Annotated in this window: 24 protein-coding genes; 20 read left to right on the forward strand and 4 right to left on the reverse strand. The window is 39.2% G+C overall.

Annotation, left to right across the window (positions count from 1 at the left end; all coding sequences use genetic code 11):
* Window positions 1–3 precede the first annotated feature (3 nt).
* Both HDF25_RS13305 and yihA read right to left on the reverse strand, forming a co-directional pair.
* The gene (locus tag HDF25_RS13305; RefSeq protein WP_184625437.1) at window positions 4–870 is read right to left on the reverse strand and encodes a UbiA-like polyprenyltransferase; all 867 of its coding nucleotides are present in this window, start codon (window positions 868–870) and stop codon (window positions 4–6) included.
* Between the two features lie 12 nt (window positions 871–882).
* Entirely contained in the window at window positions 883–1,512 is a 630-nt protein-coding gene (yihA, locus tag HDF25_RS13310; protein ID WP_184625439.1) for a ribosome biogenesis GTP-binding protein YihA/YsxC, read from the reverse strand.
* 52 nt (window positions 1,513–1,564) lie between these two features.
* Here yihA and ubiE point away from each other — a divergent pair, with 52 nt between their 5' ends.
* The 14 genes from ubiE to HDF25_RS13380 all read left to right on the forward strand — a co-directional run bounded on the left by ubiE (window position 1,565) and on the right by HDF25_RS13380 (window position 14,449).
* Window positions 1,565–2,299 carry a bifunctional demethylmenaquinone methyltransferase/2-methoxy-6-polyprenyl-1,4-benzoquinol methylase UbiE gene (ubiE, locus tag HDF25_RS13315; protein ID WP_184625441.1) on the forward strand — a complete coding sequence of 245 codons (735 nt, stop codon included), beginning with the start codon at window positions 1,565–1,567 and terminating at the stop codon, window positions 2,297–2,299.
* A gap of 9 nt (window positions 2,300–2,308) precedes the next feature.
* Window positions 2,309–3,061: an outer membrane beta-barrel protein gene (locus HDF25_RS13320; RefSeq protein WP_184625443.1), complete on the forward strand. Its 753-nt coding sequence runs from the start codon at window positions 2,309–2,311 to the stop codon at window positions 3,059–3,061.
* Window positions 3,062–3,120: 59 nt separating this feature from the next.
* Window positions 3,121–3,879: an SDR family oxidoreductase gene (locus HDF25_RS13325; RefSeq protein ID WP_184625445.1), complete on the forward strand. Its 759-nt coding sequence runs from the start codon at window positions 3,121–3,123 to the stop codon at window positions 3,877–3,879.
* 17 nt (window positions 3,880–3,896) lie between these two features.
* Window positions 3,897–4,343: a GatB/YqeY domain-containing protein gene (locus tag HDF25_RS13330; RefSeq protein ID WP_184625447.1), complete on the forward strand. Its 447-nt coding sequence runs from the start codon at window positions 3,897–3,899 to the stop codon at window positions 4,341–4,343.
* A 117-nt stretch (window positions 4,344–4,460) separates the two neighbouring features.
* Complete coding sequence (locus tag HDF25_RS13335; RefSeq protein WP_184625449.1) at window positions 4,461–5,225, forward strand: alpha/beta fold hydrolase; 765 nt, start codon at window positions 4,461–4,463, stop codon at window positions 5,223–5,225.
* A 2-nt stretch (window positions 5,226–5,227) separates the two neighbouring features.
* The gene (locus HDF25_RS13340) at window positions 5,228–5,890 is read left to right on the forward strand and encodes a CBS domain-containing protein (protein WP_184625450.1); all 663 of its coding nucleotides are present in this window, start codon (window positions 5,228–5,230) and stop codon (window positions 5,888–5,890) included.
* A gap of 38 nt (window positions 5,891–5,928) precedes the next feature.
* A complete protein-coding gene (locus tag HDF25_RS13345; RefSeq protein WP_184625452.1) occupies window positions 5,929–6,810 on the forward strand; it encodes an NAD kinase in 882 nt (293 codons plus the stop codon).
* A 1-nt stretch (window position 6,811) separates the two neighbouring features.
* A complete protein-coding gene (locus HDF25_RS13350) occupies window positions 6,812–7,585 on the forward strand; it encodes a DUF6089 family protein (protein ID WP_184625454.1) in 774 nt (257 codons plus the stop codon).
* 161 nt (window positions 7,586–7,746) lie between these two features.
* A complete protein-coding gene (locus tag HDF25_RS13355) occupies window positions 7,747–8,487 on the forward strand; it encodes an isoprenyl transferase (RefSeq protein ID WP_184625456.1) in 741 nt (246 codons plus the stop codon).
* A 63-nt stretch (window positions 8,488–8,550) separates the two neighbouring features.
* The gene (gene bamA, locus HDF25_RS13360) at window positions 8,551–11,106 is read left to right on the forward strand and encodes an outer membrane protein assembly factor BamA (RefSeq protein WP_260409371.1); all 2,556 of its coding nucleotides are present in this window, start codon (window positions 8,551–8,553) and stop codon (window positions 11,104–11,106) included.
* Window positions 11,107–11,113: 7 nt separating this feature from the next.
* Window positions 11,114–11,641 (forward strand): OmpH family outer membrane protein, encoded by a 528-nt coding sequence (locus HDF25_RS13365; RefSeq protein ID WP_184625458.1) that lies wholly within the window; start codon window positions 11,114–11,116, stop codon window positions 11,639–11,641.
* A 45-nt stretch (window positions 11,642–11,686) separates the two neighbouring features.
* Window positions 11,687–12,259, forward strand: a complete 573-nt coding sequence (locus HDF25_RS13370) for an OmpH family outer membrane protein (protein ID WP_184625460.1) — start codon at window positions 11,687–11,689, stop codon at window positions 12,257–12,259.
* Window positions 12,260–12,318: 59 nt separating this feature from the next.
* Window positions 12,319–13,149: a glutamate racemase gene (gene murI / locus HDF25_RS13375; protein ID WP_184625462.1), complete on the forward strand. Its 831-nt coding sequence runs from the start codon at window positions 12,319–12,321 to the stop codon at window positions 13,147–13,149.
* Window positions 13,150–13,270: 121 nt separating this feature from the next.
* Window positions 13,271–14,449: a hypothetical protein gene (locus HDF25_RS13380; protein ID WP_184625464.1), complete on the forward strand. Its 1,179-nt coding sequence runs from the start codon at window positions 13,271–13,273 to the stop codon at window positions 14,447–14,449.
* A gap of 182 nt (window positions 14,450–14,631) precedes the next feature.
* Here HDF25_RS13380 and HDF25_RS13385 read toward each other — a convergent pair whose 3' ends face one another.
* On the reverse strand, window positions 14,632–15,744 hold the full coding sequence (locus HDF25_RS13385) for an alginate lyase family protein (RefSeq protein ID WP_184625466.1): 1,113 nt from the start codon (window positions 15,742–15,744) through the stop codon (window positions 14,632–14,634).
* A gap of 318 nt (window positions 15,745–16,062) precedes the next feature.
* On the opposite strand from HDF25_RS13385, the gene HDF25_RS13390 reads away from it, so the two are divergent.
* Both HDF25_RS13390 and HDF25_RS13395 read left to right on the forward strand, forming a co-directional pair.
* Window positions 16,063–17,964: a class II glutamine amidotransferase gene (locus HDF25_RS13390; RefSeq protein WP_184625468.1), complete on the forward strand. Its 1,902-nt coding sequence runs from the start codon at window positions 16,063–16,065 to the stop codon at window positions 17,962–17,964.
* A gap of 183 nt (window positions 17,965–18,147) precedes the next feature.
* Window positions 18,148–19,362 (forward strand): alpha/beta fold hydrolase, encoded by a 1,215-nt coding sequence (locus HDF25_RS13395; RefSeq protein ID WP_184625470.1) that lies wholly within the window; start codon window positions 18,148–18,150, stop codon window positions 19,360–19,362.
* Between the two features lie 24 nt (window positions 19,363–19,386).
* Here HDF25_RS13395 and HDF25_RS13400 read toward each other — a convergent pair whose 3' ends face one another.
* On the reverse strand, window positions 19,387–20,013 hold the full coding sequence (locus tag HDF25_RS13400; RefSeq protein WP_184625472.1) for a LysE family translocator: 627 nt from the start codon (window positions 20,011–20,013) through the stop codon (window positions 19,387–19,389).
* A gap of 170 nt (window positions 20,014–20,183) precedes the next feature.
* On the opposite strand from HDF25_RS13400, the gene HDF25_RS13405 reads away from it, so the two are divergent.
* Genes HDF25_RS13405 through HDF25_RS13420 form a run of 4 tightly spaced genes read left to right on the forward strand, consistent with a single transcriptional unit; the run spans window position 20,184 to window position 24,978 of the window.
* The gene (locus HDF25_RS13405) at window positions 20,184–21,791 is read left to right on the forward strand and encodes an MFS transporter (protein WP_184625474.1); all 1,608 of its coding nucleotides are present in this window, start codon (window positions 20,184–20,186) and stop codon (window positions 21,789–21,791) included.
* Between the two features lie 4 nt (window positions 21,792–21,795).
* A complete protein-coding gene (locus HDF25_RS13410) occupies window positions 21,796–22,248 on the forward strand; it encodes a deoxycytidylate deaminase (RefSeq protein WP_260409372.1) in 453 nt (150 codons plus the stop codon).
* Between the two features lie 8 nt (window positions 22,249–22,256).
* Entirely contained in the window at window positions 22,257–23,786 is a 1,530-nt protein-coding gene (gene guaA, locus HDF25_RS13415) for a glutamine-hydrolyzing GMP synthase (protein ID WP_184625476.1), read from the forward strand.
* Complete coding sequence (locus HDF25_RS13420; protein WP_184625479.1) at window positions 23,743–24,978, forward strand: ABC transporter substrate-binding protein; 1,236 nt, start codon at window positions 23,743–23,745, stop codon at window positions 24,976–24,978. The genes guaA and HDF25_RS13420 overlap by 44 nt, the downstream gene beginning before the upstream one ends.
* The last annotated feature ends 3 nt before the right edge of the window (window positions 24,979–24,981 follow it).

A 24,981-nucleotide genomic window follows, 5' to 3' on the forward strand; every position in this document is an offset into this window, starting at 1 on the left:
GGTTTAGAATTTGCAGATTGTTCTTAAAAAAGCGTCCAGTAAAAAGCAGGCAGCAAAAATCACTGAAGCCAGTCCGTTGGTAGTAGCAAATGCCCTGTTTACTTTACTGATGTCATTTGGTTTAACCAGCAGATGCTGATAGATCAACATAGAACAAAAGAAAGCCACACCCAGGTAATAAGCCCAGCTGAAAGGGGTAAATATTAAAGGCAGAATGACACATATTGCAGAAAAAACATGCAGAACCTCTGAAAGACGAAGTGCTCTTTTTCTGCCAATGGCCGAAGGAATAGAATGTAATTTTTCTCCCTTGTCAAACTCTTCGTCCTGCAGCGCATAAATAATATCAAAACCACTTACCCAGAATAATACTGCCAGTGAATAAAGGACCGGAACAATATTAAATTCGCCGGTTACCGCAATATATGCACCTATAGGAGCCAGAGATAGACCCAATCCGAGTACCATATGGCATAATGCTGTAAACCTTTTGGTGTAACTGTAAAACAGGACAACAAAAAGGGCGACAGGGGAGAGGTATAAACAGAGTCTGTTAATAAATGCTGTTGTAATAATAAAAAGTACGCAGTTAACGATTACAAAAATAAGGGCTTCGTTTGCTGAAACTCTTCCGGCCGGGATATCGCGCATATTAGTCCGCGGATTTTTGGCGTCTATATCCCTGTCCAGATATCTGTTAAAAGCCATTGCCGAATTTCTTGCAAAGACCATGCAAAGGAGTACTAATAACAAAATCACCCAGTTGAAGGGGTGATCCGTAGTGGTAACGCCTAAAAAGAAACCAATCATCGCAAAAGGTAAGGCGAAAATTGAATGTGCGAAAAGCACCAGTGAAAAATATTTCTTCATTTGGGGTTGATATTAAAAATCTTCTTCTGGAGTTAAGATTGGCATCGCAAAATCAAGATTGGTCTGCTCAATGAAATTCAGTATTTCATCTCTTCCCGCCTGTTTCTCTGCCGAAGTAATGAATATCGGTGGAATCTCTTCGAACCAGCCTGAAAGCTCTTTCTTAAACAAGGCTACAGTCTGATTGGTTTTCGTGATAGACTGTTTGTCGGCTTTGGTGAAAGCGAGTACAAAAGGTATTTGTATCTCACCCATCCAGCAGCAAAACTCAATATCGATTTTTTGCGGTGGGATGCGGCTGTCGATTAAGACAAATACACATTGCAGGCTTTCTCTCTTGGTAATATAATTACGGATAAACTTCTCCCAGCTCTCGCGGCTGTTTTTGGAGACTTTAGCGTAGCCATAACCAGGTAAATCGACGATATACCATTTTTCATTAACCAGAAAATGGTTGATTAACTGTGTTTTTCCAGGTTTTTGGGACGTTTTTGCCAGACCATGCTGATTCACCAGCATATTGATCAAAGAAGATTTTCCTACATTAGAACGGCCAATAAAAGCATATTCCGGCATGTTGGCTACAGGCAGTGCTGAAATCTTGGTATTACTGCAAATAAATGTTGCTGATTTTATAATCATTTGACAAAGGTAGAAAATTAGTTTTCAACAATACTTATCTTTGCCCCATACCATGAGCGAAAAAATAACTCCATACCAATCTGCTACGATAACAAAAAAGGAACAAGTGAGTACAATGTTTGATAACATTGCAGGTACTTATGACTTCCTGAATCATTTTCTTTCTGTAGGAATAGACATTATTTGGCGTAAAAAGGCCATTCGTGAATTATCAGCCCTGAAACCCCAGACTATTCTGGATGTTGCGACAGGTACAGGGGATCTTGCTTTTGAAGCTATCAAAATACTTCAGCCAAAAAAGATTATTGGTGTCGATATTTCTGTGGGAATGCTGGATGTTGCCCGGAAAAAGATTACAGAGCGTAATTTACAGCATGTTTTTACCGTTGAAACCGGAGATTCTGAAGGGCTTCGTTTTGAAGACAATTATTTTGATGCGATTACAGTTGCCTTTGGGGTGAGAAATTACGAAAACCTTGAAAAAGGATTATCCGATATGTTACGTGTGCTCAAGCCAGGCGGAAAAATTGTGATCCTTGAATTTTCAAAACCAGTAGTTTTTCCGGTAAAACAACTTTATAATTTTTACTTTAAACACCTCCTGCCGGTTTTTGGGAAAATGTTTTCCAAAGATGCCAGAGCATATACTTACTTAAATGAATCTGCCGTAGCTTTCCCGGACGGAGAGGCCCTGACCACGGTCATGGATAAGGTAGGATATAAAAATACAAAGTACAGGCCACTGACATTTGGGATCAGTACAATATATACTGGTATAAAAGGTTAATATAAATAAATGAGATTAAAGCTAAGCCTGCTGGTTCTTCTTCTTTTACCATTCGTTGCTGCCAGGGCTCAGAACTGGGGTGGCGGTGTAGATGACGAACTGGTCCATTTTGGCTTTACCTTTCAATATACCAGCTCCAGCTATAAAGTTGTAAAAAAAGCGGACTGGCGTTTACCTTATGTACCTGTTGTGGATAATCCGCAGAACCTGCCGATAACTCCTTCCTTAACTTCATTATATAGTAAGCCATCTCCCGGTTTTGGAATTGGCTTTGTCGTGAATGGCAGGTTAAGTAATAATCTTGATGTGCGCCTGACGCCTACGCTGGTTTTTACAGACAGGCTGATGGAATATGAATATGATGTTACAGATCCGTTATATGTAGGTAATGTCGAAAAGAAGGTAGTTGCTACGATGGTTGAATTTCCGCTGGGGATCAAAATCAAATCTAACCGGAGAAATAACTTCAGGGCCTATATGCTTTACGGAGCAAAATATTCAATGGATATTGCCTCTAAGAAAAAAACAGATGATGCCGGGGCTGCTGAATTAGATAAATTTCTGAAAAATAAAAAGAACTTTATCTCTGTTGAAGCTGCATTTGGAATGGATTTATATTTTGAATATTTCAAAATGTCTCCGGAAATTAAGCTGTCTTATTCTTTAAGTGATATTATGGATAGCAAGGTAATTAATGCTTACAATGCACCAATTGATAAATTAATGCTGCGTCACGTAACATTCAGTTTATTCTTCGAATGATGTGCCGCTGATAAAAAAATATAGCTTTGTCTCAATTGCAGATAAAAAACAATACAAGGATGAAAATAGCATTAATTACAGGAGCGACTTCAGGAATAGGTAAATCATGTGCACACTTGTTTGCACAACAGGGGTATCAACTGGTTCTGGTAGCCAGAAGAGCAGAAAAACTGGACGAGATCGCCAAACATCTTACAGATAAGTACGGTATAGCCATTCAGACGCTGATTGCTGATGTCAGGGATAATACTGTATTGACCCAGGTTTTAGAAAGCCTGCCGGAAGACTGGAAACAGGTAGATGTTCTGATCAATAATGCAGGTTTAAGTCAGGGACTGGATCCGATTGATAAAGGGGACACCAATGACTGGGATACCATGATCGATACCAACGTCAAGGGATTGCTTTATGTGACTAAGATAGTTTCCGGCTGGATGATCAAAGCGAAAAAAGGCCACATTATTAATATCGGATCTATTGCTGGTAAAGAGGTATATCCTAACGGTAATGTATACTGTGCGACAAAACATGCTGTTGATGCCCTAAATAAAGGAATGCGTATGGACCTTCTTCCTTATGGGATCAAAGTGACAGCGATTAATCCGGGTATGGTGGAAACAGAATTTTCTGTAGTCCGTTTTAAGGGCGATGAAGATAAAGCCAAAAAAGTTTATGAGGGGCTAGAGCCTTTGCTTGCCCAGGATATAGCAGATGCGATCTGGTTTGTAGTTAGTCGTCCTGCACATGTAAATATTAATGATATGTTGATTATGCCAACAGCACAGGCATCTGCAACTTTAGTAAACAGAAAACAATAAAATAGAATCAAAATTATATGGTATCAACAATTATAGATCAGGAAATAAAAAAAGCAATGTTAGCTAAAGATCAGGCAACACTGAGAGGCTTACGTGCAATTAAAGCTGCTTTATTGCTGGCGAGAACAGAAAAAGGCTCTGCCGAAGAGATTACTGAGGATGCAGAAATGAAGATCCTTCAGCGCCTGATTAAACAAAGAAAAGAATCTGCTGATATATACAAACAACAAGGCAGAGAAGATTTGTCAGTGATTGAAGAGGAAGAAATTGAAGTGATCAGTCAGTTTATGCCAAAGCAATTAAGTAAAGAAGAAGTAGAAGGCATTATTGCAGCGCTTATTAAAGAATCAGGTGCGAGCTCGGTAAAAGATATGGGACGCATCATGGGCCTGGCAAATAAAGAACTGGCTGGTAAAGCAGATGGCAAATTGATTGCTGAAATTGTGAAAACCCAATTGGCATAAATTGTGTTAGTTAGATCTCAGCAGAACTTTATTTTTAAAATTAACAGTTTTTTTTGGTTAAAATTAAATTAGGCGACTAACTTAGTAGCAATCTAAGAAATAATAAATTATATATACATGAAATACGAAGTAATAGAAGAGGATGGGTTTAAGTATATAGAGGCCGGCAAAGGCGAGACCCTGGTATTACTTCATGGTTTGATGGGAGAATTGAGTAATTGGGAGCTGGTTATTGATCATTTTAAAGAAAGCTACAATGTACTGGTGCCAATTTTACCAATATATGAACTGCCTATCCTGACACTGGGTGTTAAAAGCCTGGCTAAATACATTCATAAATTTATCAAATTCAAGAAATTGGGTCAGGTTGTCCTTATTGGTAACTCTTTAGGCGGACATCTGGGATTGATTGTGACAGCAGCACATCAGGAAAGCGTGAAAGCATTAGTCCTGACAGGTAGTTCTGGTTTATATGAAAATGCATTTGGTGGTACTTTCCCGAGAAGAGAAAGTTATGATTATATCCGGGAAAAGGTAGAGTTTACTTTTTATGATCCGTCTATTGCCACTAAAGAGATGGTGGATGAAATCTACAAAACAGTAAACGAAAGGTCAAGAGTTATCCGTATTCTGGCGCTGGCAAAATCTGCGATCCGTCATAATATGTCTAAAGAGCTGAATAAAATTACTATCCCGGTTTCTTTAATCTGGGGTAAAAATGATCAGGTAACACCTCCTGATGTGGCTGAAGAATTCCATCAGCTGTTACCCAATTCTGAATTGAACTGGGTTGATAAATGCGGACATGTACCTATGATGGAGCATCCCGAAATTTTTAATAATTATCTGAATACTTTTTTAGATAGAATTTTACTGAAATAAATATGTTTGCATCCGAACTCATATCCAATTCGATCCCTCCACTACAGACCTCTGAAACGGTACATACTGCATTGGATAGGATGGCTGAGTTCAAGCTCACGCATTTACCGGTACTCAATAATGGCACTTTTCTCGGTATAGTTGCCGAAGATCACCTGCTGGAAATCAGAAATGTGGAAGAACCCATCGGAACCCTTTCACTGACTATTCTGAATCCATTTGTTTACCAGGACGTACATGTCTATGATGTTATCAGAATATTTGACCAGCTGAAACTTTCAGTGGTCCCTGTACTGGATTATAAAAAAAACTATCTGGGTGTTATTTCTATTCATGATTTATTGAAATACACCTCGGATATTTTTGCTGTAAAAGAACCGGGTGGGATTATCGTTCTGGAAATCAGTAACCGTAACAATTCCTTATCGCATATGGCCCAGATCGTAGAGGCTGATAATGCACAAATCCTATCCTCTTATGTCCAGAATTTCCCTGATTCCACACGGTTAGAGGTGACACTGAAAATTAATAAAACAGAGCTTTCTGGTATTATATCCGCATTCGAGCGGTATGATTATCAGGTCAAAGCAGTTTTTAACAGTACCATAACAGATAACGGGACCGAAGACAGATACAATTTGTTAATGAGTTATTTAAATGTTTAGTTCATTACTATAACCATTCAACACACAATATTTACCGAATGAAGATTGCAATTTACGGCAGAGAGTTTAATAATAGCGTTTTACCCTTTGTACAGGATGTCTTTAATGCCCTTCAGCAGATGGGGATCAAGACATTGGTATATAAAGAGTACTATGACTTTATTGAAGACAAGGTAAAACTCCCTGTGGGCCTTCAAACCTTTTCCAATCATCTTGAATTACGCGATCCTGCAACTATTCTGATCAGTCTGGGAGGTGATGGAACTTTACTCGATACACTTGCCCTGATCCGGGATTCCGGGATTCCGGTTATAGGAATTAACTTCGGAAGATTGGGTTTCCTGGCAAGTATCAATAAAAATGAGATCAGAAATGCCATTGAGGCATTGGTTAACCAGGAATATACCCTGGATAAACGTACCCTGCTGAATGTAGAGTCTAAGCACAACCTTTTTGGAGAAGAGAATTTTGCGTTGAATGACATCACTATTCACAGGCGTGATAATACAGCCATGATGATTATTCATGCTTATATGAATGATGAATTTATCAATTCATACTGGGCCGATGGACTAATTATAGCTACTCCTACAGGCTCAACTGCTTATTCATTAAGTTGTGGTGGCCCTATTATTTTTCCCAGTGCACAGAATTTTGTAATTACCCCGATTGCACCTCATAACCTGAATGTGAGACCAGTAATTATTCCGGATGATGTTACACTGCGGTTTGAAGTAGAAGCCCGGAGTACCAAATTTCTGGTGTCCTGCGACTCCAGAACGGCGACAGTGGACAGGTCTGTAAAGATCATTGTCAGTAAAGCAGCTTTTCATGTCAACCTGATCCGTTTGAATAATGAAAGTTATCTGACTACCTTAAGGAACAAATTGCTTTGGGGAATTGATACACGTAACTATTAAAATGAGGTATAAAGAGATTGTATTTTCTGTTATTCTGGGATGTTTTTTGTCTACAGCTGCACATGCTCAGATTATAGAAATAGGAGCCAATGCGGGGGCTGCGGGATATATCGGAGATCTTAATCCAAAGGATCTTTTCAAACCCAGCGGTGTTGCTTTTGGTGTCTTTGTGAAAGACAATCTAGATCCTTACTGGGCTATCGGTATCCATTATAATTATGGTCATGTCGAAGCTAATGATGCAAATTCTGATGATGCGAGCCTGAGAGCCCGTAATCTCAATTTCTCTACTTCCCTGAATGAATTGAGTGTACAGGTAGATTTTAACTTTCTGGAGTATTTTGCCGGGGGAGGGACCAAGAAGTTCACACCCTATATGTTTGCAGGTGTTGGCGGAGTGTTGTTCAATCCGAAAGCCAGGTATGATGGTGTCGAATATGAATTAAGATATTACCAGACAGAGGGTAAGAAATATAAAAACTATGCAGTCAGTATTCCTTATGGAGTAGGAATGAAATACAGGATCGGAGAACGCTTAGCTGTATTTACACAACTGGGGTACCGGACCGCAAAAACAGATTATCTGGATGATGTCGGAGATAAATATCCGCTGGTATCTGCTCTTGGAAAGAATGGGTTTAACCTGTCAGATCCTTCAGGACAGAACTTTCCGCCGGGAAGCCAGCGGGGAAATTATGTTAAAAATGATACTTATTTCTTCGTCCATGTAGGTCTTTCCTATACATTCACTTCCGATAAGTGTTATAAATTCTGATCAATTTTCTTACCTCATCTAACATAAAATGTACATATCCTTCGTTTTGCTTCCAGGATATGGTAGAAATAAACAAAATAACTTATAACTTTGATATCTTCATATTAAAAACTTGCCATTCTTCTGAATGTTAGACATTTTAGCCATATTTGCACAAATAAATGGGATTTAAAGAACAAATCGATACTAGTCGCTTACCTGAACACATCGCTATTATAATGGATGGTAATGGAAGATGGGCTAAAAATCAAGGTAAATTCAGGTCTTTCGGACATGAAAGTGGGGTGTTATCCGTGAAGGATATTGTGGAAGGTTGTGCAGATATAGGTGTAAAATATCTGACGATTTATGCTTTTTCAACTGAAAACTGGAACCGTCCTATTGATGAAGTCAATGCTTTGATGGAATTGCTGATTGCTACAATCAATAATGAAACGGATACACTGAATAAAAATAATATCCGGTTAAATGCAATCGGGGATATTGCTTCCTTACCTCAGCAATGTATAGATGATTTAAAGAGTGCGATGGAAAAAACGGCAGGAAATACAACCTGTACGCTGACCCTTGCCTTAAGTTATAGCGCTAAATGGGAAATCCTGGAAGCCGCAAAAAAATTGGCTGTACTGGTTCAGGAAGGGAAAATCAAAGTAGATGAAATTAATGAGGAGCGATTTTCTTCTCAGTTAACTACTTTAAATATCCCGGATCCTGAGTTGATGATCCGTACCAGCGGAGAGCATCGCATAAGTAATTTTCTGCTATGGCAGATGGCTTATACGGAACTCTATTTTACAGAAACTTTATGGCCCGATTTCAGAAGGGAAGACCTTTTTGAAGCAATTGTAGACTACCAAAAGCGCGAGCGTCGCTTCGGTAAAATTAGTGAACAGTTGAACTAATTTTACTTTTAACACTTTTTAACATGTGTTTAAATTAACTTAGCAACGTTTTTTAGATTGTAAATGAAAAGAATATACCAACTCATATTATTGCTATTGATCGGGCTTCCGACGATGGCACAGATTACCCGTCCAAAGTCCAATCCCAATACCCCGAGCCTAAAAGTTGGCGGAACAGATATGGACTATTTTCAACCTAAAGAATATATCATAGGAGGAACTACTTTAAGTGGCGCAAAGTTTATTGACAAGGAAGTTATTATCACACTTTCCAAGTTAATTAAAGGTGAAAAGGTTTTACTTCCGGGTGATGCTACTTCCAATGCCATTAAAACACTTTGGGCACAGGGCCTGTTTGATGATATTGAATTGAATATTTCAAAGGTAGATCTCGATACTGTTTATTTTGATATTCAGGTAGTTGAAAGGCCCCGTTTAAGTTCATTCGAACTGAATGGTCTGAGTAAATCACAGAAAACGGATATTACAGAGAAGCTGAATTCAAAATCAGGTAAAACCATTATCAATGAAAATACTTACAACAGTACGACAGCGATAATCAATAAATACCTGGCTGAGAAGGGCTATTTCTTTACTAAAGTTGACTACAAAACCAAACCTGATCCGAATATGGAAAATGGGGTGGTATTACAGATTTTTGTAAATAAGGGAAACAAGGTAAAGGTGCATGAGATCAACTTTACAGGTAATAAGGATTTTAAGGCAGCTACCCTGCGTAAGTATCTTAAAAAAACCAAGCAGCAGGCATTTTACAAAGTCTTTGGTTCTGGTAAATTCAGCCAGGATAAATATAAAGAGGATAAAGAGAAGCTGATTGCTAAAATGCAGGATAAAGGTTACCGTGATGCGGTGATCATCAAAGATACCACTTACAGATACAATGATAAATCTGTAGGGATTAAAATTGATTTATACGAAGGTCCTAAATATTACATCGGAAATATTACCTGGTCCGGAAATGCAAAATATGCAACAAAGGATCTGACCAAAGTATTGGGTCTGGAGAAAGGTGAAGTTTTCAGCGAAGAAAAACTGAATACCAAACTTCATGGTAACGGTGCAGAAAGCGATGACGTATCGAGTATTTATCTGAATGATGGTTACCTGACTTTTAACGTTGAGCCTGTTCAGACAAAAATATACAACGATACTGTAGATTTAGAAATCAGGATCTATGAAGGACCACAGTATACCAATAACAGGATTACTGTAAAAGGAAATACAATCACGAATGACAGGGTTGTATTACGTGAGGTTCGTACAAGACCGGGTGATAAATTTTCCAAAGATTTGTTAGTTCGTACAGTACGTGATTTAGGTCAGCTGGGTAACTTTGATGAATCTAAAACCGTACCGACTCCGAAACCTAATCCTTCTGATGGTACTGTAGATATTGAGTATGCTGTAGAAGAGAAACCTTCCGATCAGGTAGAATTATCAGGTGGTTTTGGTGGTGGTCGTGTCATCGGAACAGTTGGTTTAACTTTTAACAACTTCTCTTTAAGAAATATATTAAATCCAAAAGCTTACAAACCACTACCTAAAGGTGATGGACAGAAATTAAGTCTTCGTGGTCAGACCAACGGTCAGTACTACCAGTCTTACAGTTTCTCTTTCTCTGAGCCATGGTTAGGTGGTAAAAAACCAGTGAGTTTTGGTTTAAGTGCTTTCACCTCTCTTTCTTCGAATGGTGGTTCAGGTACTGCTCAGCAGAAGATCCGTTTAAACGGTGTGACTGTTAGTTTGGGAAGAAAATTGAAATGGCCTGATAACTATTTCCAGATATCTCATGCCATTAACATACAACAGTATATCCTGAACAATTATCCAGGTTATTTATTCAGCACTGGAACTTCATATAACTTTAACTTAACTCAGGAGATCAGCAGAGATTCAAGAAATTCACCGATCTTCCCGACTGAAGGTTCATATTTTAAATTCACGGTACAGGCAACGCCTCCGTATTCATTGCTAAACAATGTGAACTATGCAACAGCATCAGATAAGGAACGTTATAAATTTACTGAATATCACAAATGGAAATTTGAAGGACAGTGGTTCCAGAGACTGGCTGGTAAGTTTGTAGTGAAAGCTCAGGCTCAGTTCGGATTCTTAGGATCATACAACCAGGCTGTAGGTCAGTCAGCTTTTGAAAGGTTTAAACTAGGTGGTGATGGTATGCAGGGATTCGATTTTCTTCAGGGATCAGAGTTAATCACGATGCGTGGTTATGCGAACAACGTGGTTATTCCGGCAACAGCTACGACAACTACCCAGGTTAATAATGCAACAGCTTCAGGTAGCCCGATCTACAGTAAATATGTAATGGAAATAAGATATCCTGTTATTGCAAGTCAGCAGGCAACAGCTTACCTTGTGGGTTTTGCTGAGGGTGGTAATACCTGGAACAAGTTTTCAGATTTTAATCCTTTTAACATTAGAAGGTCTGCAGGTATTGGAGCTAGAATATTTTTACCGATATTTGGAATGTTGGGTATCGATTATGGATTTCCGTTTGATAAAATTCCCGGAGTTACTGATGGGGGTAAACAGAATTTCACATTTAGTATCGCTCAGCAATTGGGTGGATTTAATTAATAGAAAAATGAAGAAAGTTATTTTAATCGGGTTTTTGGTTTTCGCAGGATTTGGCGCTTTTGCACAAAAGTTTGCTTATGTAGATACAGAGTACATTCTAAAGAATCTACCTGAATATAAATCTGCTCAGAATCAACTTAACGTATTGTCTCAGCAGTGGCAGAAAGATGTCGATGCTAATTTTACTTCGATTGACAAAATGTATAAGGCTTATCAGGCGGACCAGGTGTTGTTGACTGATGATATGCGTAAGCGCAGAGAAAATGATATTATTGAAAAAGAAAAAGCAGCTAAAGAATTCCAGCGTCAGAAATTCGGACCGGATGGTGAGCTTTTCCAGACCAGGGCAAAATTATTGAAGCCTATCCAGGACAAAGTAACTGCTGTGATTTCTGATCTTGCAAAAACTAAGTTTCTTGACTTTATCTTTGATAAAAGCAGCGAAGCGACCATGATGATTTATGCAAGCAGTAATTACGATCTGAGCAATGATGTTATTATCAGATTAGGTTATAAACCAAACACCGTAAAATAGACACACCTAAATAAATTTTAAAAACAATTATTAAGAACAATAAAAATGAGAAAGTTAATTAACGTATTTTTTGTAGCAGCTGGTTTAGTATTTACTGCTAATGTTGCTAGTGCTCAACAAAAAATTGCACATCTTGATTCTGAAGCTATTTTTGCAGTAATGCCTGAAGCGAAAACTGCATCGGCTACTTTAGAAGCTCTTAGCAAACAGAAACAAGCTGAAGTTGAAAAAATGAAAAGTGAGTATTCTGTAAAGTACGAAGCAGCGGTTGCTAAAAACAAAACTTTAAGTGAAGCTAACAAAGAAACAGTAGGTAAAGAATTACAAGCTATGGGTGCTGAATTACAGGATATGGAAAAACGTATCGGTGAAGCAAGCCAGAAAGCTCAACAAGATCTTGCTACTAAACAAGGTGAATTATTAGCACCATTAAACGCTAAATTCCAGACTGCAGTTAAAGCTGTAGCGAGAGAAAAAGGTTTAGCTTATGTATTTGACAGTTCAGCACAGAATGGTGCAAACAACCTGTTAGCATGGGAAGGTGGTGATGATATCACTGCTTTGGTTAAAACTAAATTAGGGATCTCTGCATCTGCAACTCCAGCGCCTAAGAAATAATCTTAAAAAATATTTAAATTGCGGCACCGGGTATTTCCCCGGTGCCGTTTTTTTTTGTCATGATAAATAAGAAATCCATAGGTATTTTTGATTCGGGTTATGGTGGTTTGACAGTCTTTGGATCAATCGCAGATCAGTTACCTGATTACAATTATATCTATTTCGGTGATAATGCCCGTGCCCCTTATGGAGATCATTCCTATGAGACTATTTACCAGTACACCTTAGAATGCGTAGAGTGGTTATTCGCGCAAGGCTGCCCATTGGTTATCCTCGCTTGCAATACTGCTTCAGCAAAGGCCCTGCGTACCATTCAGCAGAAAGTACTGCCTTTCAAATATCCCGGTTACCGCGTACTTGGTGTGATCCGCCCGACTGCCGAGGTGATTGGTTCTTATACAGTATCTGATACCATTGGAGTCATGGGCACCAGAGGGACTGTAAACTCAGAGTCCTATCTTCTGGAGATCCATCATCTTTACCCCGAAATTAAAGTCATTCAGCAAAGTTGCCCGATGTGGGTTCCACTGATAGAAAATAATGAACATGTCAATGAGGGAGCAGATTATTTCGTTCGCAAGTATATCGATAACCTGTTGGAGCAGTCCCCTGATATCGATGCCATATTACTGGCTTGTACCCATTACCCACTGTTAATTCCTAAGATAGCAGCTTATCTTCCTGAAGGGATACAATTGGTAGCCCAGGGAGAAATAGTAGCAGGCAGTCTGAAAAAATATCTGGCGAATCATCCCGAAATAGAAAGCCAGTTGGGCAAAGAAGGGAAGATGCAATTCTATACTTCAGGTGATGATCAGGACTTCAATAAACATGCTTCCATCTTTTTTCCTAAAGAAGTTGTGTCTACTCATGTAGATTTAAAAGTATAGCGGTAAATAGAATTTCAATCGTTTGAAATTGAATATCAAACGATTGCGTTTATTTTTTGAATAAAATACAAATCAGACAACATCATAGTTCAGGGTATATTAGATTATAAACCCTTTAACTATGAAATCCATTAAAAACTTATTGAAAAACAGAGCGCCATTCCTGATTGTGGTGCTGTTATGTCTTATCTCCTGTAAAAAAAAAGAGTTGAGTGATTCTCCCGATACCGGAAGATTAAAAAGCACGCATAGTATCGATTCTTTATCTGATTACACATCTGCGGTGCCCTATAATCTCAATGTGATTTATTTTATCGGGAAAGACCGTACACCAGATTCAAATTACCGGCAGCGCATCAGTTCTTATATGCTGCAATGCCAGGATTTCTACAGAGACTGGATGGATAAAAACGGTTATGGTAAAAATACCTTCGGCTTGCTGAAGAACAGTAAGAACCTGATTAAAATTACTACGATTACTGGTGTTAACGACCAGGCCTATTATGTCTCTGCAAAAAGCGGGGTCATCCGGTCAGAGGTGGATGCCTATTTTGCTGCCCATCCTTCAGAAAAAACAAGTGAAACATTATTGATGATCCTGGGTTGTAAGGATCATGATGATGCCAATGGCAGGGCCTTCTTTGGTTATGTAGGTGGGAACTCCTGTTTTGCTGTAGATTATCCAACGATGTTTGATGATGCGAAAGCAGGTAAAACTGCTTATATCGGTGGTCTTTTTCATGAACTGGGGCATGGCCTGGGGCTGGCACATAACGGCGGACTGAAAACGGATTGTGCTGCGAACGGGACATCCCTGATGGGGGCAGGAAATACATCCTATTTAAAGACACCAACTTTCCTGACGCGGGCCGATTGTGCAACTTTAGCTAACAATCAATGTTTTAGTACGGTTACTAAAACCGGCTGGTATGTCGCACCTGTTACTTCAATCAGTAGTTTCCATGCCAAAGTGCTGGATAACAATATTATCGTCTCGGGGAAATTTACAACTAATACCAAAGTCAATTCACTCAATTTCTACAATGATCCGGGGACTTATGATGCCAACGGAAATATTCAGGATATCGGGGTGAATAAAGATTATGATACATCGGTATGGACCAGTCCCCCGGTTGGTTTAGACAGTTTTTATGTCGCGATGCCTTTTAGTGAATTCAGAACAAATCATGATGGACCTTACCAGTTGAATGTCCGTTTGCAACAAGAGAATGGTAGTTTCCAAACCAGGTCTTATAAATATAAAGTAGTCGGTGGAACACCTGTCTTTGATATTCCATAAGAGTTAATATTGTGTTCGTCAAATGCCCACGAATACCTCCCGTTAAACACAACCATACCCCACCTTTTCTCTATAGCAAAAGGTGGGGTAATCGTGGGGTAATGGTGGCCTTATGGTGGCCTTTTACCGAACAGTACCCGAACTGTTTTAGTTTTATCTGAACATCCTGGTGAGAGGATAATTTACAAATTATATTCCAGTGTGTTCAAATAATATTCCAGTGATCTGAATCTGCTGGCACTGGCACCTACTATGATATTTTCGTCATCTATTGCTTCCGGAAAACTATAAGCCAGCTGATCCAGTACATATACAGTACTTGAAGGATTGTATGGTTTGTTATAGTCCGAGCGTTTTTTATCCGGTGCATATCCTGTGTTGACGAATTCCAGATGAACATTATTTGTCGGATCAATCATATAGGGTGTCCAGAAACTCATTGCATCCGGTAGGGCAACATTAATATTGTTGGTTTTATTCAGCAGGGTATTTCCGGCAGTTGTTCCTTCATACAAAGTCACGGCCCGTAAAATCCGTGCATAGAAATAAAGGTCGTAGGCATGATAAGCGAACGCATCCCTGTTTACATAATCTTCTGTTTGTCCGCCTGCAAAAAGGTTTGCATTCAATTGTACATTATAGGCATTTTTAACATGATTCAATATGGTTGCATCATTTAAGATATAACCGATATCAAATAGAAGATTTAAACGGATAGTCTCCCAGTTGTTCTTTCTGCTGGTATATCCCGAAGCATTGGTGATGTAATAGTTTGCAGTCTTTTTCAACCATGCGTCGATTGTGCTTTTATCTGTCCCGGTTACGTTTGCCCTGATTAAAGAGTAGGCTTCGAATACCTCTATAAAAGCGGCTTCGGTAGGCGTACTGCTTGATGGTGTATTTACTGCTGCCCAGGCCAGTAAATTACCTTTAGCCTTATCCAGGTATTTGACAGCAGTATCCCGTCCCGGGGAAATGGCCCATTGCAACGCCAGACATTTGAGTTCTGTTCCCTGGCTTCCGACTGCGGATGTATTAGTGGTTTTAGTCAGAGCACCATAGGCCACATTGGTAATTAGTCTTTGTACCTGGCCCTGATTGCTTCCAGATAGATCTGTACCGATTTTAGACAAACCGCTGGCACTAAAAACCAGATTTGTGGAATACATCACCGAGTCCATGGCACTCTGTGTTTTTGTAGCAGTACCAGCCAATTTCCCTGGAGTGCCTTCTTTCTTACAGGCAACGGTACAGGTCACCATTCCGATAATCGCTAAATAGCTTAGTTTTTTCATAATTCTTTAATAGTTAATTTGATAAGGGAAAATTAGTTATAGAAAAATTATCCAGGAGGAGAAAATCCTAACTAATGAGGGGTGGAATTCTAAATCGGGACCTTTTCAGCAGGAGTCCTTAATTTACTGTTGCCAATAGATTAATATCTTGTTTTTAACGTGGTTAGCAAATCATGTATATGGGTTTTGTCCTGGACAGGCCAGCTAAATATTCTTTGCCAGCAGCTAAAAAACATACATTTCCCTGATGAAAGATTGTATTTTTAGCTAGGTTCTGATTTTTATTAAAGGTAAATTTGCGGCTCAAACCACAAACAAATGAGTGACCAGATAAAACACGAGTGCGGAATTGCTTTTATCCGTCTTTTAAAACCTCTCTCATACTATCAGGAAAAGTACGGCACAGCGCTTTACGGGCTGAACAAACTCTACCTTCTGATGGAGAAACAACACAACAGAGGGCAGGATGGGGCAGGTATTGCAACAATCAAATTAGATGTAAAACCAGGTCACCGGTACATCAGCCGTTACCGGTCGATGGCTCAGAATGCAGTAGCAGATATCTTCGGATACGTTCAGGGTAAATTTGCTGACATTCAGAATGAAACACCCGAGCTCATGCAGGATGCAGAATGGCTGAAACAAAATGTGAGTTTCATAGGAGAGGTATTGTTAGGACACCTTCGTTATGGTACACATGGCCAGAACAGTATTGAGAACTGTCACCCTTTTCTTCGTCAGAATAACTGGATGACACGTAACCTGGTTATTGCTGGTAACTTCAACATGACTAACGTGGATGAGTTACTGGAGCAATTATATGAATTGGGACAACATCCCAAAGAACAAGCTGATACGGTTACTGTATTAGAAAAAATCGGCCACTTCCTGGACGATGAAAATCAGGAGCTTTTTGATACCTACAAAAAGGAAGGGCTATCCAATGTAGAAATTACAGCTAAAATATCTCAGAATTTAAATATCGCGAATATCCTTCGCCGTTCTGCTAAAACCTGGGATGGTGGTTACGCCATATCAGGAATCGTAGGAAACGGTGATGCATTCGTTCTGCGTGACCCTTCAGGTATCCGTCCTGCTTATTACTACCAGGATGATGAGATCGTTGTGGCGGCTTCAGAACGCCCTGCAATCCAGACCGCTTTTAACGTAGGCATCCACAGTGTGAAAGAAATTGAACCCGGACATGCTTTAATCGTTAAAAAAGACGGAACTGTTACCCAGGAAATCTTCAGAGAGCCTCAGGAAAAAAGAGCATGTTCATTTGAACGTATTTACTTTTCCCGTGGCAGTGACGCTGATATCTATAAAGAAAGAAAACAACTGGGAAGATTATTAATTGATCAGATCCTGCGTTCAGTGAATTCAGACCTGAAAAATACGGTTTTCTCTTTTATCCCAAATACCGCCGAGATTTCATTCTATGGTCTGGTTGAAGGATTACATAAACACATCAAAAAAATTCAGAAGGATACGTTGATTGAGCGTAAGGAAAGTCTGACTGACGCAGAGCTGGATGAATTATTGTCAATGGCTCCGCGTGTAGAGAAACTGGCTATTAAGGACGTTAAACTACGTACTTTTATTACTGCTGATGCTGACCGTAAAGAAATGGTTGCCCATGTTTACGATACGACCTATGGGGTAATTAAAAACCATGTCGATACACTGGTTGCAGTAGATGACTCTATCGTAAGGGGTACTACACTGAAACAAAGTATTATAAAAATTATTGACAGACTGCATCCAAAGAAAATTATCATTGTTTCTTCTGCGCCACAGATCCGCTATCCTGACTGTTACGGTATCGATATGTCGAAACTGGGACAGTTCGTAGCTTTCGAGGCAGCTATACAGTTGCTGAAAGAACGTGGACTGGAACATATCATTGAAGAAGTATATCAGAAATGTAAAGCTTCACTTTTATTACCAAAAGAAGAAATTGTCAATCACGTGAAAGATATCTACAGACCTTTCAAACAGGAAGAGATCTCTGCACAGATTACAAAAATCATTACCCCTGAAAATACAAAGGCAGAAGTTGAAGTAATTTACCAGACACTGGATAATTTACATATCGCTTGTCCTAACCATACAGGAGACTGGTATTTCTCAGGTAACTATCCAACCCCTGGAGGAAACAAAGTTGTCAATAAGGCATTTGTGAACTGGAGAGAAGGTAACAACCAGAGAGCTTACTAATAAGCGTTTAATCCGTTACAAAAAAGAGGTTGGTCATCTGTAAAAAGATGACCAACCTCTTTTTTTTGGCTGAAATTTTTTGTATTGGCTGATGACAGACTATTAGATATACTCAGTTTGATTATTGTCGCAACCTTTATCAAACAGGAGGCGTCTAACACAGCAAATTAAACAAATCAGATTATGAAGATTAATGCAGGTGTTACTAATGGTATCATGAAAATATATTCACTGACCATACTATTAATAGTCATTTTATCTTGCCGTTTATCAGCGCAGCAGCAAAGCTTAAATGAAAAGAAGATCGTTTCTCTCCCCTCACAAGCAGAACAGGTAGATCATAAGATCTTTATTCAATTACCTAAATCGTATGGTCATTCAAAAATGCGTTACCCGGTGATTGTAATTTTTGATGCACACGATCCCACATTGTTTGACTATACCTCAGCTGTTGTTGATCGGTTGATGAGTACTAAGGATATTCCGGAAGCTATATTAGTTGGGGTTTGTCAAAAGGACAGAGGTAAGGAGTTAGGTGTGGAAAGGAGCGAGATAACCAGCATGAAATTTTTGCAATTTATTAAAGATGACCTTGTCGTATATCTACGGAGCAATTATAATATAGCTGATTATTTTACATTTATAGGCCATTCTTTAGGAGGACAGTTCGTGTCCGATGCGATGATGAAATACCCCGAGATTTTTAAATCTGTTATTAGTATTAGTGGAGCATTGAATTATCCGGCCAATAATCAGGAGTATAATTTTTATAAAAGGAAAGTACTCACGCAAATGGAAAAATATGTAAAAAGTAAAGTTAGCATCGGTATTCCTCAAAAATATTATTTTTCTGTGGGGGATGATGGAATGCAGGATAGTATGTTTCGCCTGGGGGCATTAACAGCAGATAGTATATTAACTAGTTCCAATCCAGCGTTTTTAAAATGGCATTTTGATGAATTTAAAGGCTTTAATCATATGACAACTCCATTGGTAAGCATTCCAGCAGGTCTTTGCTTTATCTATCAGGATTGGCATTTTTCTGACAGCTTAGCCATGGATGTTCTTTCCACTCAAAAGACAGACCCTATCGATGCGTTGAATAAACAACAGTTAAAGATTAAACAATCTTACGGAACTGACATCGCCCTGCCAGATTTTCTCTATGATCAATTTGCCAACTTTTATCTGGACAAAGGCAATCTTGTGAAAGCAAAATACATAGCAGACCAAATTATTATCTCGCATCCGAATGATGATGCACCATTTGCTTTAATGGCTGATATTTTGATTAAACAAGGGAATAAAAAAGGGGCAATTGAAAATTTAAAAAGAGCCCAGTCAAATTCTAGTATAGAAAAGTATAAGGAAAAAATAGCAGATCTGGATAAGCCTTAAGCTGGAGAAAATATCAAAAAGACATTAGCTGTAATATTTAATCATCACCTCGATAAACAGCCTGATGGCAAAAATGATAATCACCGCGCCGGCAATCCGGTTCAGGATTTTAATGTTTTTCTCTTTGATGCGGTATCTTAATTTAGCTGCGTAATAGGTTTTGATAAAATCGACCGAAAGTTGTGTCGCCATAGCGACTACAAAAAATACAATTTTTTCGGCCATTTCATAATGCAGCTGGGCAGAAACAATTCCGCCAACCATAATCCAGAACATCAGTGTTGTCGGAGAAAGCAGGCACATTAAAAAGCCCTTCAGTATATACCCGCGTTTACGGACCTTGATAATTTCTGAGGTATCATAATTGACTTTTACCTTGTTGATCAGATAATATAATCCTATTCCCAAAAGGAAAAGTCCGCCGATAATACCTATATACTGGTTGTAATCCGCATTGTAATCTACAAACTGAGTACTAAAGATTGTAAGGCTGATAAAGATGATGTCACTTAAAATTACCCCTATAGCCAAAGAAAAACCAGCTTTGAAACCTTTTTCAATACTGGTCTTAATCATGGAAAAGAAAACGGGACCCGTCAAAAACGAAAATAAAACACCCGCACCAATCCCTTGTAAAATTGCTTCAATCATTCAAACAATATATTTCGTGCTAATATCAGATTTTAATGGATAACTACGCCTATTTTTTTTGCTTCATTTATTGTGTACGTTATACACAATATTTTAATTATGTTTATGGCTTGTTTGTACAGGCCTATGTCCTGCAGATCACTATAACCAAAAAAAAACTTGTAATTTCAATGGAAAACCAAAAACAAAAAAACTATGGAACGGCGTTGTATTCCATCATCACCGTGTTCTTTTTCTGGGGCTTTGTGGCCGCATCGAATGGTATTTTTATACCTTTCTGTAAAGCACATTTTCACCTCACACAATTTGAATCACAACTGATTGATTTCACGTTCTACGGCGGATATTTTATTGGTTCATTGATTTTATATTTTGCATCACAGGCCAGTAAAGTCGATATTTTAAATAAGATAGGTTATAAAAAAGGAATTATCCTCGGGCTGATTATCTCGGCAGGAGGGGCACTCTTAATGGTTCCTGCAGTTCATTCAGGTTCATTTATGTTTATTCTGGTCGCGTTTTTTGTGATTGCGATCGGGTTCTCGCTGCAACAGACCGCTGCCCAGCCATTCGTAGTAGCTTTGGGTGCGCCCGAAAGCGGTACGCACAGGTTAAACCTTGCCGGTGGTGTAAACAACTTTGGCGGTTTAATGGGACCGGTAATTGTAAGTCTTGTGCTTTTTGGTTCGGCCAATGATGCCGTAGCTAAAACCGTAGAAATTTCCTCAATTACCACTTTATATTATGCGCTTTCAGGTTTGTTCTTATTGGTAGCCGGATTCTATGCAATCACTAAATTACCAGAAGTGACCAGTAAAGAAACAATGGAAGCCAGTCCGAAATCAAACGGACCACTGGTTGTGATTATCCTTGGGTTCTTAATGGTACTGGCTGCTAAGCCACTTTCTGGTATGACCGGAGTAGCTGAAGCAAATTTTGTCTATTCTTCACTGGCCATTATTGTAGGGGCATTGATTTTTGTACTCCTTAAAAAGAAAGACAATTTAAATCAATGGGGAGCGATGCAGTATCCTCAGTTGATTATGGGTATGATTGCCATATTTACTTATGTAGGTGTAGAGGTAACAATCCAGAGTAATCTGGGTGCTTTACTTCACCTGAAAGAATTCGGTGGTTTTCCTGAATCGGCTATTAAACCCTATATCGCTTTATACTGGGGAAGTATGATGGTTGGCCGATGGACTGGTGCAGTAAGTGCTTTCAGCTTATCGAAAATGACTAAACACATATTGACAGTAATTGTTCCTTTCGTTGCTTTTGGCGTGATTCTTTTAGTGAACCACTTTACTGGTACAGATGTAGGTAACTTATATATATACGGTGTTTGTATCGCTATACTGATTGTAGGGTTCTTCCTTGGTCAGGAGAAACCAGCTAAAACACTAGCTATTTTTGCCACTTTAGGTGTAACCTGTATGCTGGTCGGTTTACTGACTACTGGTGAAGTTGCTACATTAGCTTTTATCAGTGGTGGTTTGTGCTGTTCAATTATGTGGCCATCTATCTTTGCACTTTCTATTACAGGATTGGGAAAATATACCAGTCAGGGTTCTTCATTCCTGATTATGATGATTTTAGGCGGAGCGATCCTGCCACCGGTACAAGGACAGTTGGCAGATACACATGGTATCCACCATTCTTACATTGTGCCGCTGATGGGTTTTGCCTATCTGATTTTCTTTGCCTGGAAAGTGAGTACTGTACTGAAAAGACAGGGAATCGATGTAGAACATATTGAAGCAGAAGGAGGACACTAGTTCTATGACAGTTAAACGCGGTTTTAATGATATTTATATGAATCTGGCAGTAGATCTTGCTGCCAGATCTCATTGTGTAAGGGCGCAGGTGGGAGCCGTTTTAACAAAGGATACCCGTATTATTTCTATTGGATATAACGGGCCGCCGTCCGGAACACATAATTGTGATGAAGAATGGCCCGAACATGGGTGTGCCAAAGATTCCAGGGGCAGTTGCTCACTGGCACTTCATGCAGAAGAGAATGCTATTCTCTATGCCTCCAGAAACGGATCTAAAATTGAAGGGGCAACTTTATATACGACCCTTTCGCCTTGTATTGCCTGTGCAAGGTTAATTCTCTCTTCAGGCATCAAAGTAGTTGTTTTTAAAGACTCTTACGCAGCCTATAAGGGACTGCCCAGTGATGAGGGGGTGGATTTCTTAAAAAGATTCGGTGTTGAGGTGAATAAATACTAACTTTGGCCATGCTAGAAAAAATCATCATTATCGATTTTGGATCTCAATTCACACAGTTGATAGCCCGCAGAGTGCGTGAGCTCAATGTTTATTGCGAAATACATCCATTTAATAATATTCCGGAAACCTTATCAGATGTTAAAGGTATTATCTTTTCAGGTAGCCCGTATTCTGTGCGTCAGGAAGATGCACCTCAAATTGATTTAACACGTTTTCATCAGAAATTTCCGGTACTGGCTGTTTGCTATGGTGCACAATATCTTGCACAGCATTCAGGTGGCGAAGTTCAGGCTTCCTCAACCCGTGAATATGGAAGAGCAAATCTTAATTTTGTTCAGTCAGCAAATAAATTATTAAAAAACATAGGCGTTGATTCTCAGGTATGGATGTCACATGGTGATACCATCACTGTCGTTCCGGAATCATTTGAGATTATAGCAAGTACTGATAGTGTAAGAGTTGCCGGTTTTCATATTAAAGACTCGGATACTTACGCGATTCAGTTCCATCCGGAAGTTACCCATAGTACTGACGGAAAACAATTATTAGAAAACTTCCTGGTAGATATCTGCGGTTGCAGTCAGAACTGGACACCAGATGCTTTCGTAGAAACTACGATTGCTGAGCTGAAAGAAAAATTGGGGAACGATAAGGTTGTCCTTGGTCTTTCGGGCGGTGTTGATTCAAGCGTTGCAGCAATTTTATTACATAAAGCAATTGGTACTAACCTTCACTGTATTTTTGTAGATAACGGATTACTTCGTAAAGACGAATATGCAGCTGTTCTGGAACAATACAAACATTTAGGTTTAAACATCAAAGGTATTGATGCAAAAGACCGCTTTTTAAGTCAGCTTGCGGGAATTAAAGATCCTGAACTGAAACGTAAAGCTATAGGCCGCGTATTCATTGAAGTATTTGATGATGCAGCACACGAAGTACAGGATGTGAAATGGCTGGCACAGGGAACTATTTATCCTGATGTGATTGAGTCTGTTTCTGTAAAAGGTCCTTCAGCGACAATCAAGTCTCACCATAACGTTGGTGGTTTACCTGATTTCATGAAACTTAAAGTGGTGGAACCGCTGAATACTTTATTTAAAGACGAAGTCAGAAGAGTAGGTAAGTCTTTAGGACTGGCTGATTTCATTTTAGGCCGTCACCCTTTCCCGGGACCAGGTCTGGCTATCCGTATATTAGGAGATGTAACGGCCGAGAAAGTGGCTATCCTTCAGGAAGCTGATGCAATCTATATTAATAACCTTAAAGAAGCTGGTTTATACGATCAGGTTTGGCAGGCTGGTGCAATATTCCTTCCTGTTCAGTCAGTAGGGGTAATGGGTGATGAGCGTACATACGAAAATGTAATCTGTCTCCGTGCTGTAGAATCTGTTGACGGTATGACTGCTGACTGGTGTCATTTACCTTATCCGGTTCTTGCGAAAATTTCAAATGAAATCATCAATAAAGTAAAAGGTATAAACAGGGTTGTATATGATATTAGTTCAAAACCACCTGCAACGATTGAGTGGGAATAGATTCTGGTATCTGATATTTATTTGTTTTTGTCTGGCGGCTTGTTCGCCTAAGACAAGAACAAATAAATTGCCTAAAAAAGACACCGGGAAAAAAGAAGAGAAGAAAGAAGCCGTACCGGAAAAGAAATTTACTGAGGCCAATATCTCTCTGCTGATCCCTTTCAATCTTAATAATGCCAGGATCAAATCGGGAAGCAAGGCTGAACTGGAAAAATCGGCTATGGCCATTGATTTTTACCAGGGCTTCAAGATGGGCGTTGACTCTGCCGCTTCTGCCGGGATGAACTTCCGGGTAAAAGTGCTGGATACACGCGATAATAATGTTCAGATTACTTCACTGCTTAAATCAGGTCAGCTGACAGGCAGCAATTTAATTGTAGGTCCGATTTTTCCTGATGGGGTCAAGTTCATCACTAATTACTCCATAGCGAATAATATCCCCGTTGTTTCACCGCTTGCGGCCAGTCATCCCGATGAATTTAATAATCCTAACCTGATTTCTGTCGTGAATAATATTGATCTTCATGCAGGTAAAATAGGCGATTACATCAGGAGAGAATATAATCCGGGTAAAACTGTTGTTGTACTGATTAATCCCAAAAAACCAGGAGATGAGATATTAGGCAGCCCATTGCGTGAGTATTTTCAGCAGGGTAAAGGTACCTCCTATACTTTCCAGGAGTTTGCTTCAGTATTTACAATGGAAACAAAGATGGTTCCAGGGAAACAGTACGTGGTATTGATTTCTTCTTCGGACAGGACTTTTGTAGTAGCGAGTCTGGACAAGCTCGCTAAAATGCAAAAATCCGGCAATCAGATTGATCTTTTTGGGCATCCAAACTGGAATAAACAAAATTACAATACAGAAAAACTCCAGCAGCTGCATACCCGTATTACTTCTTCTTACTGGGTAGATTATAAGAACAGAGACGTCATCCGTTTTGTGAAACAGTATCGTCATCAAAACAAATTTGAACCTACCGAATACTCCTTTAAAGGATTTGATATAGGCTTTTTCTTTGGAAAACTTTTTGCGCAATATGGAGCTGGTTACCTGAAACATCTGACTACTGAGCGTTATGACGGACTGGAAAACTCTTTCCGTTTCGTTAAGGACGAAAAACTAGGTTACATCAATACGAGTCTTTACCTGCTCGAGTATAAAAATTACGAGTTAAATCCTATAGAGTAGGGG

The organism is Pedobacter cryoconitis (genome assembly GCF_014207135.1).
In the GTDB taxonomy this organism is placed as follows: Bacteria; Bacteroidota; Bacteroidia; order Sphingobacteriales; family Sphingobacteriaceae; genus Pedobacter; species Pedobacter cryoconitis_D.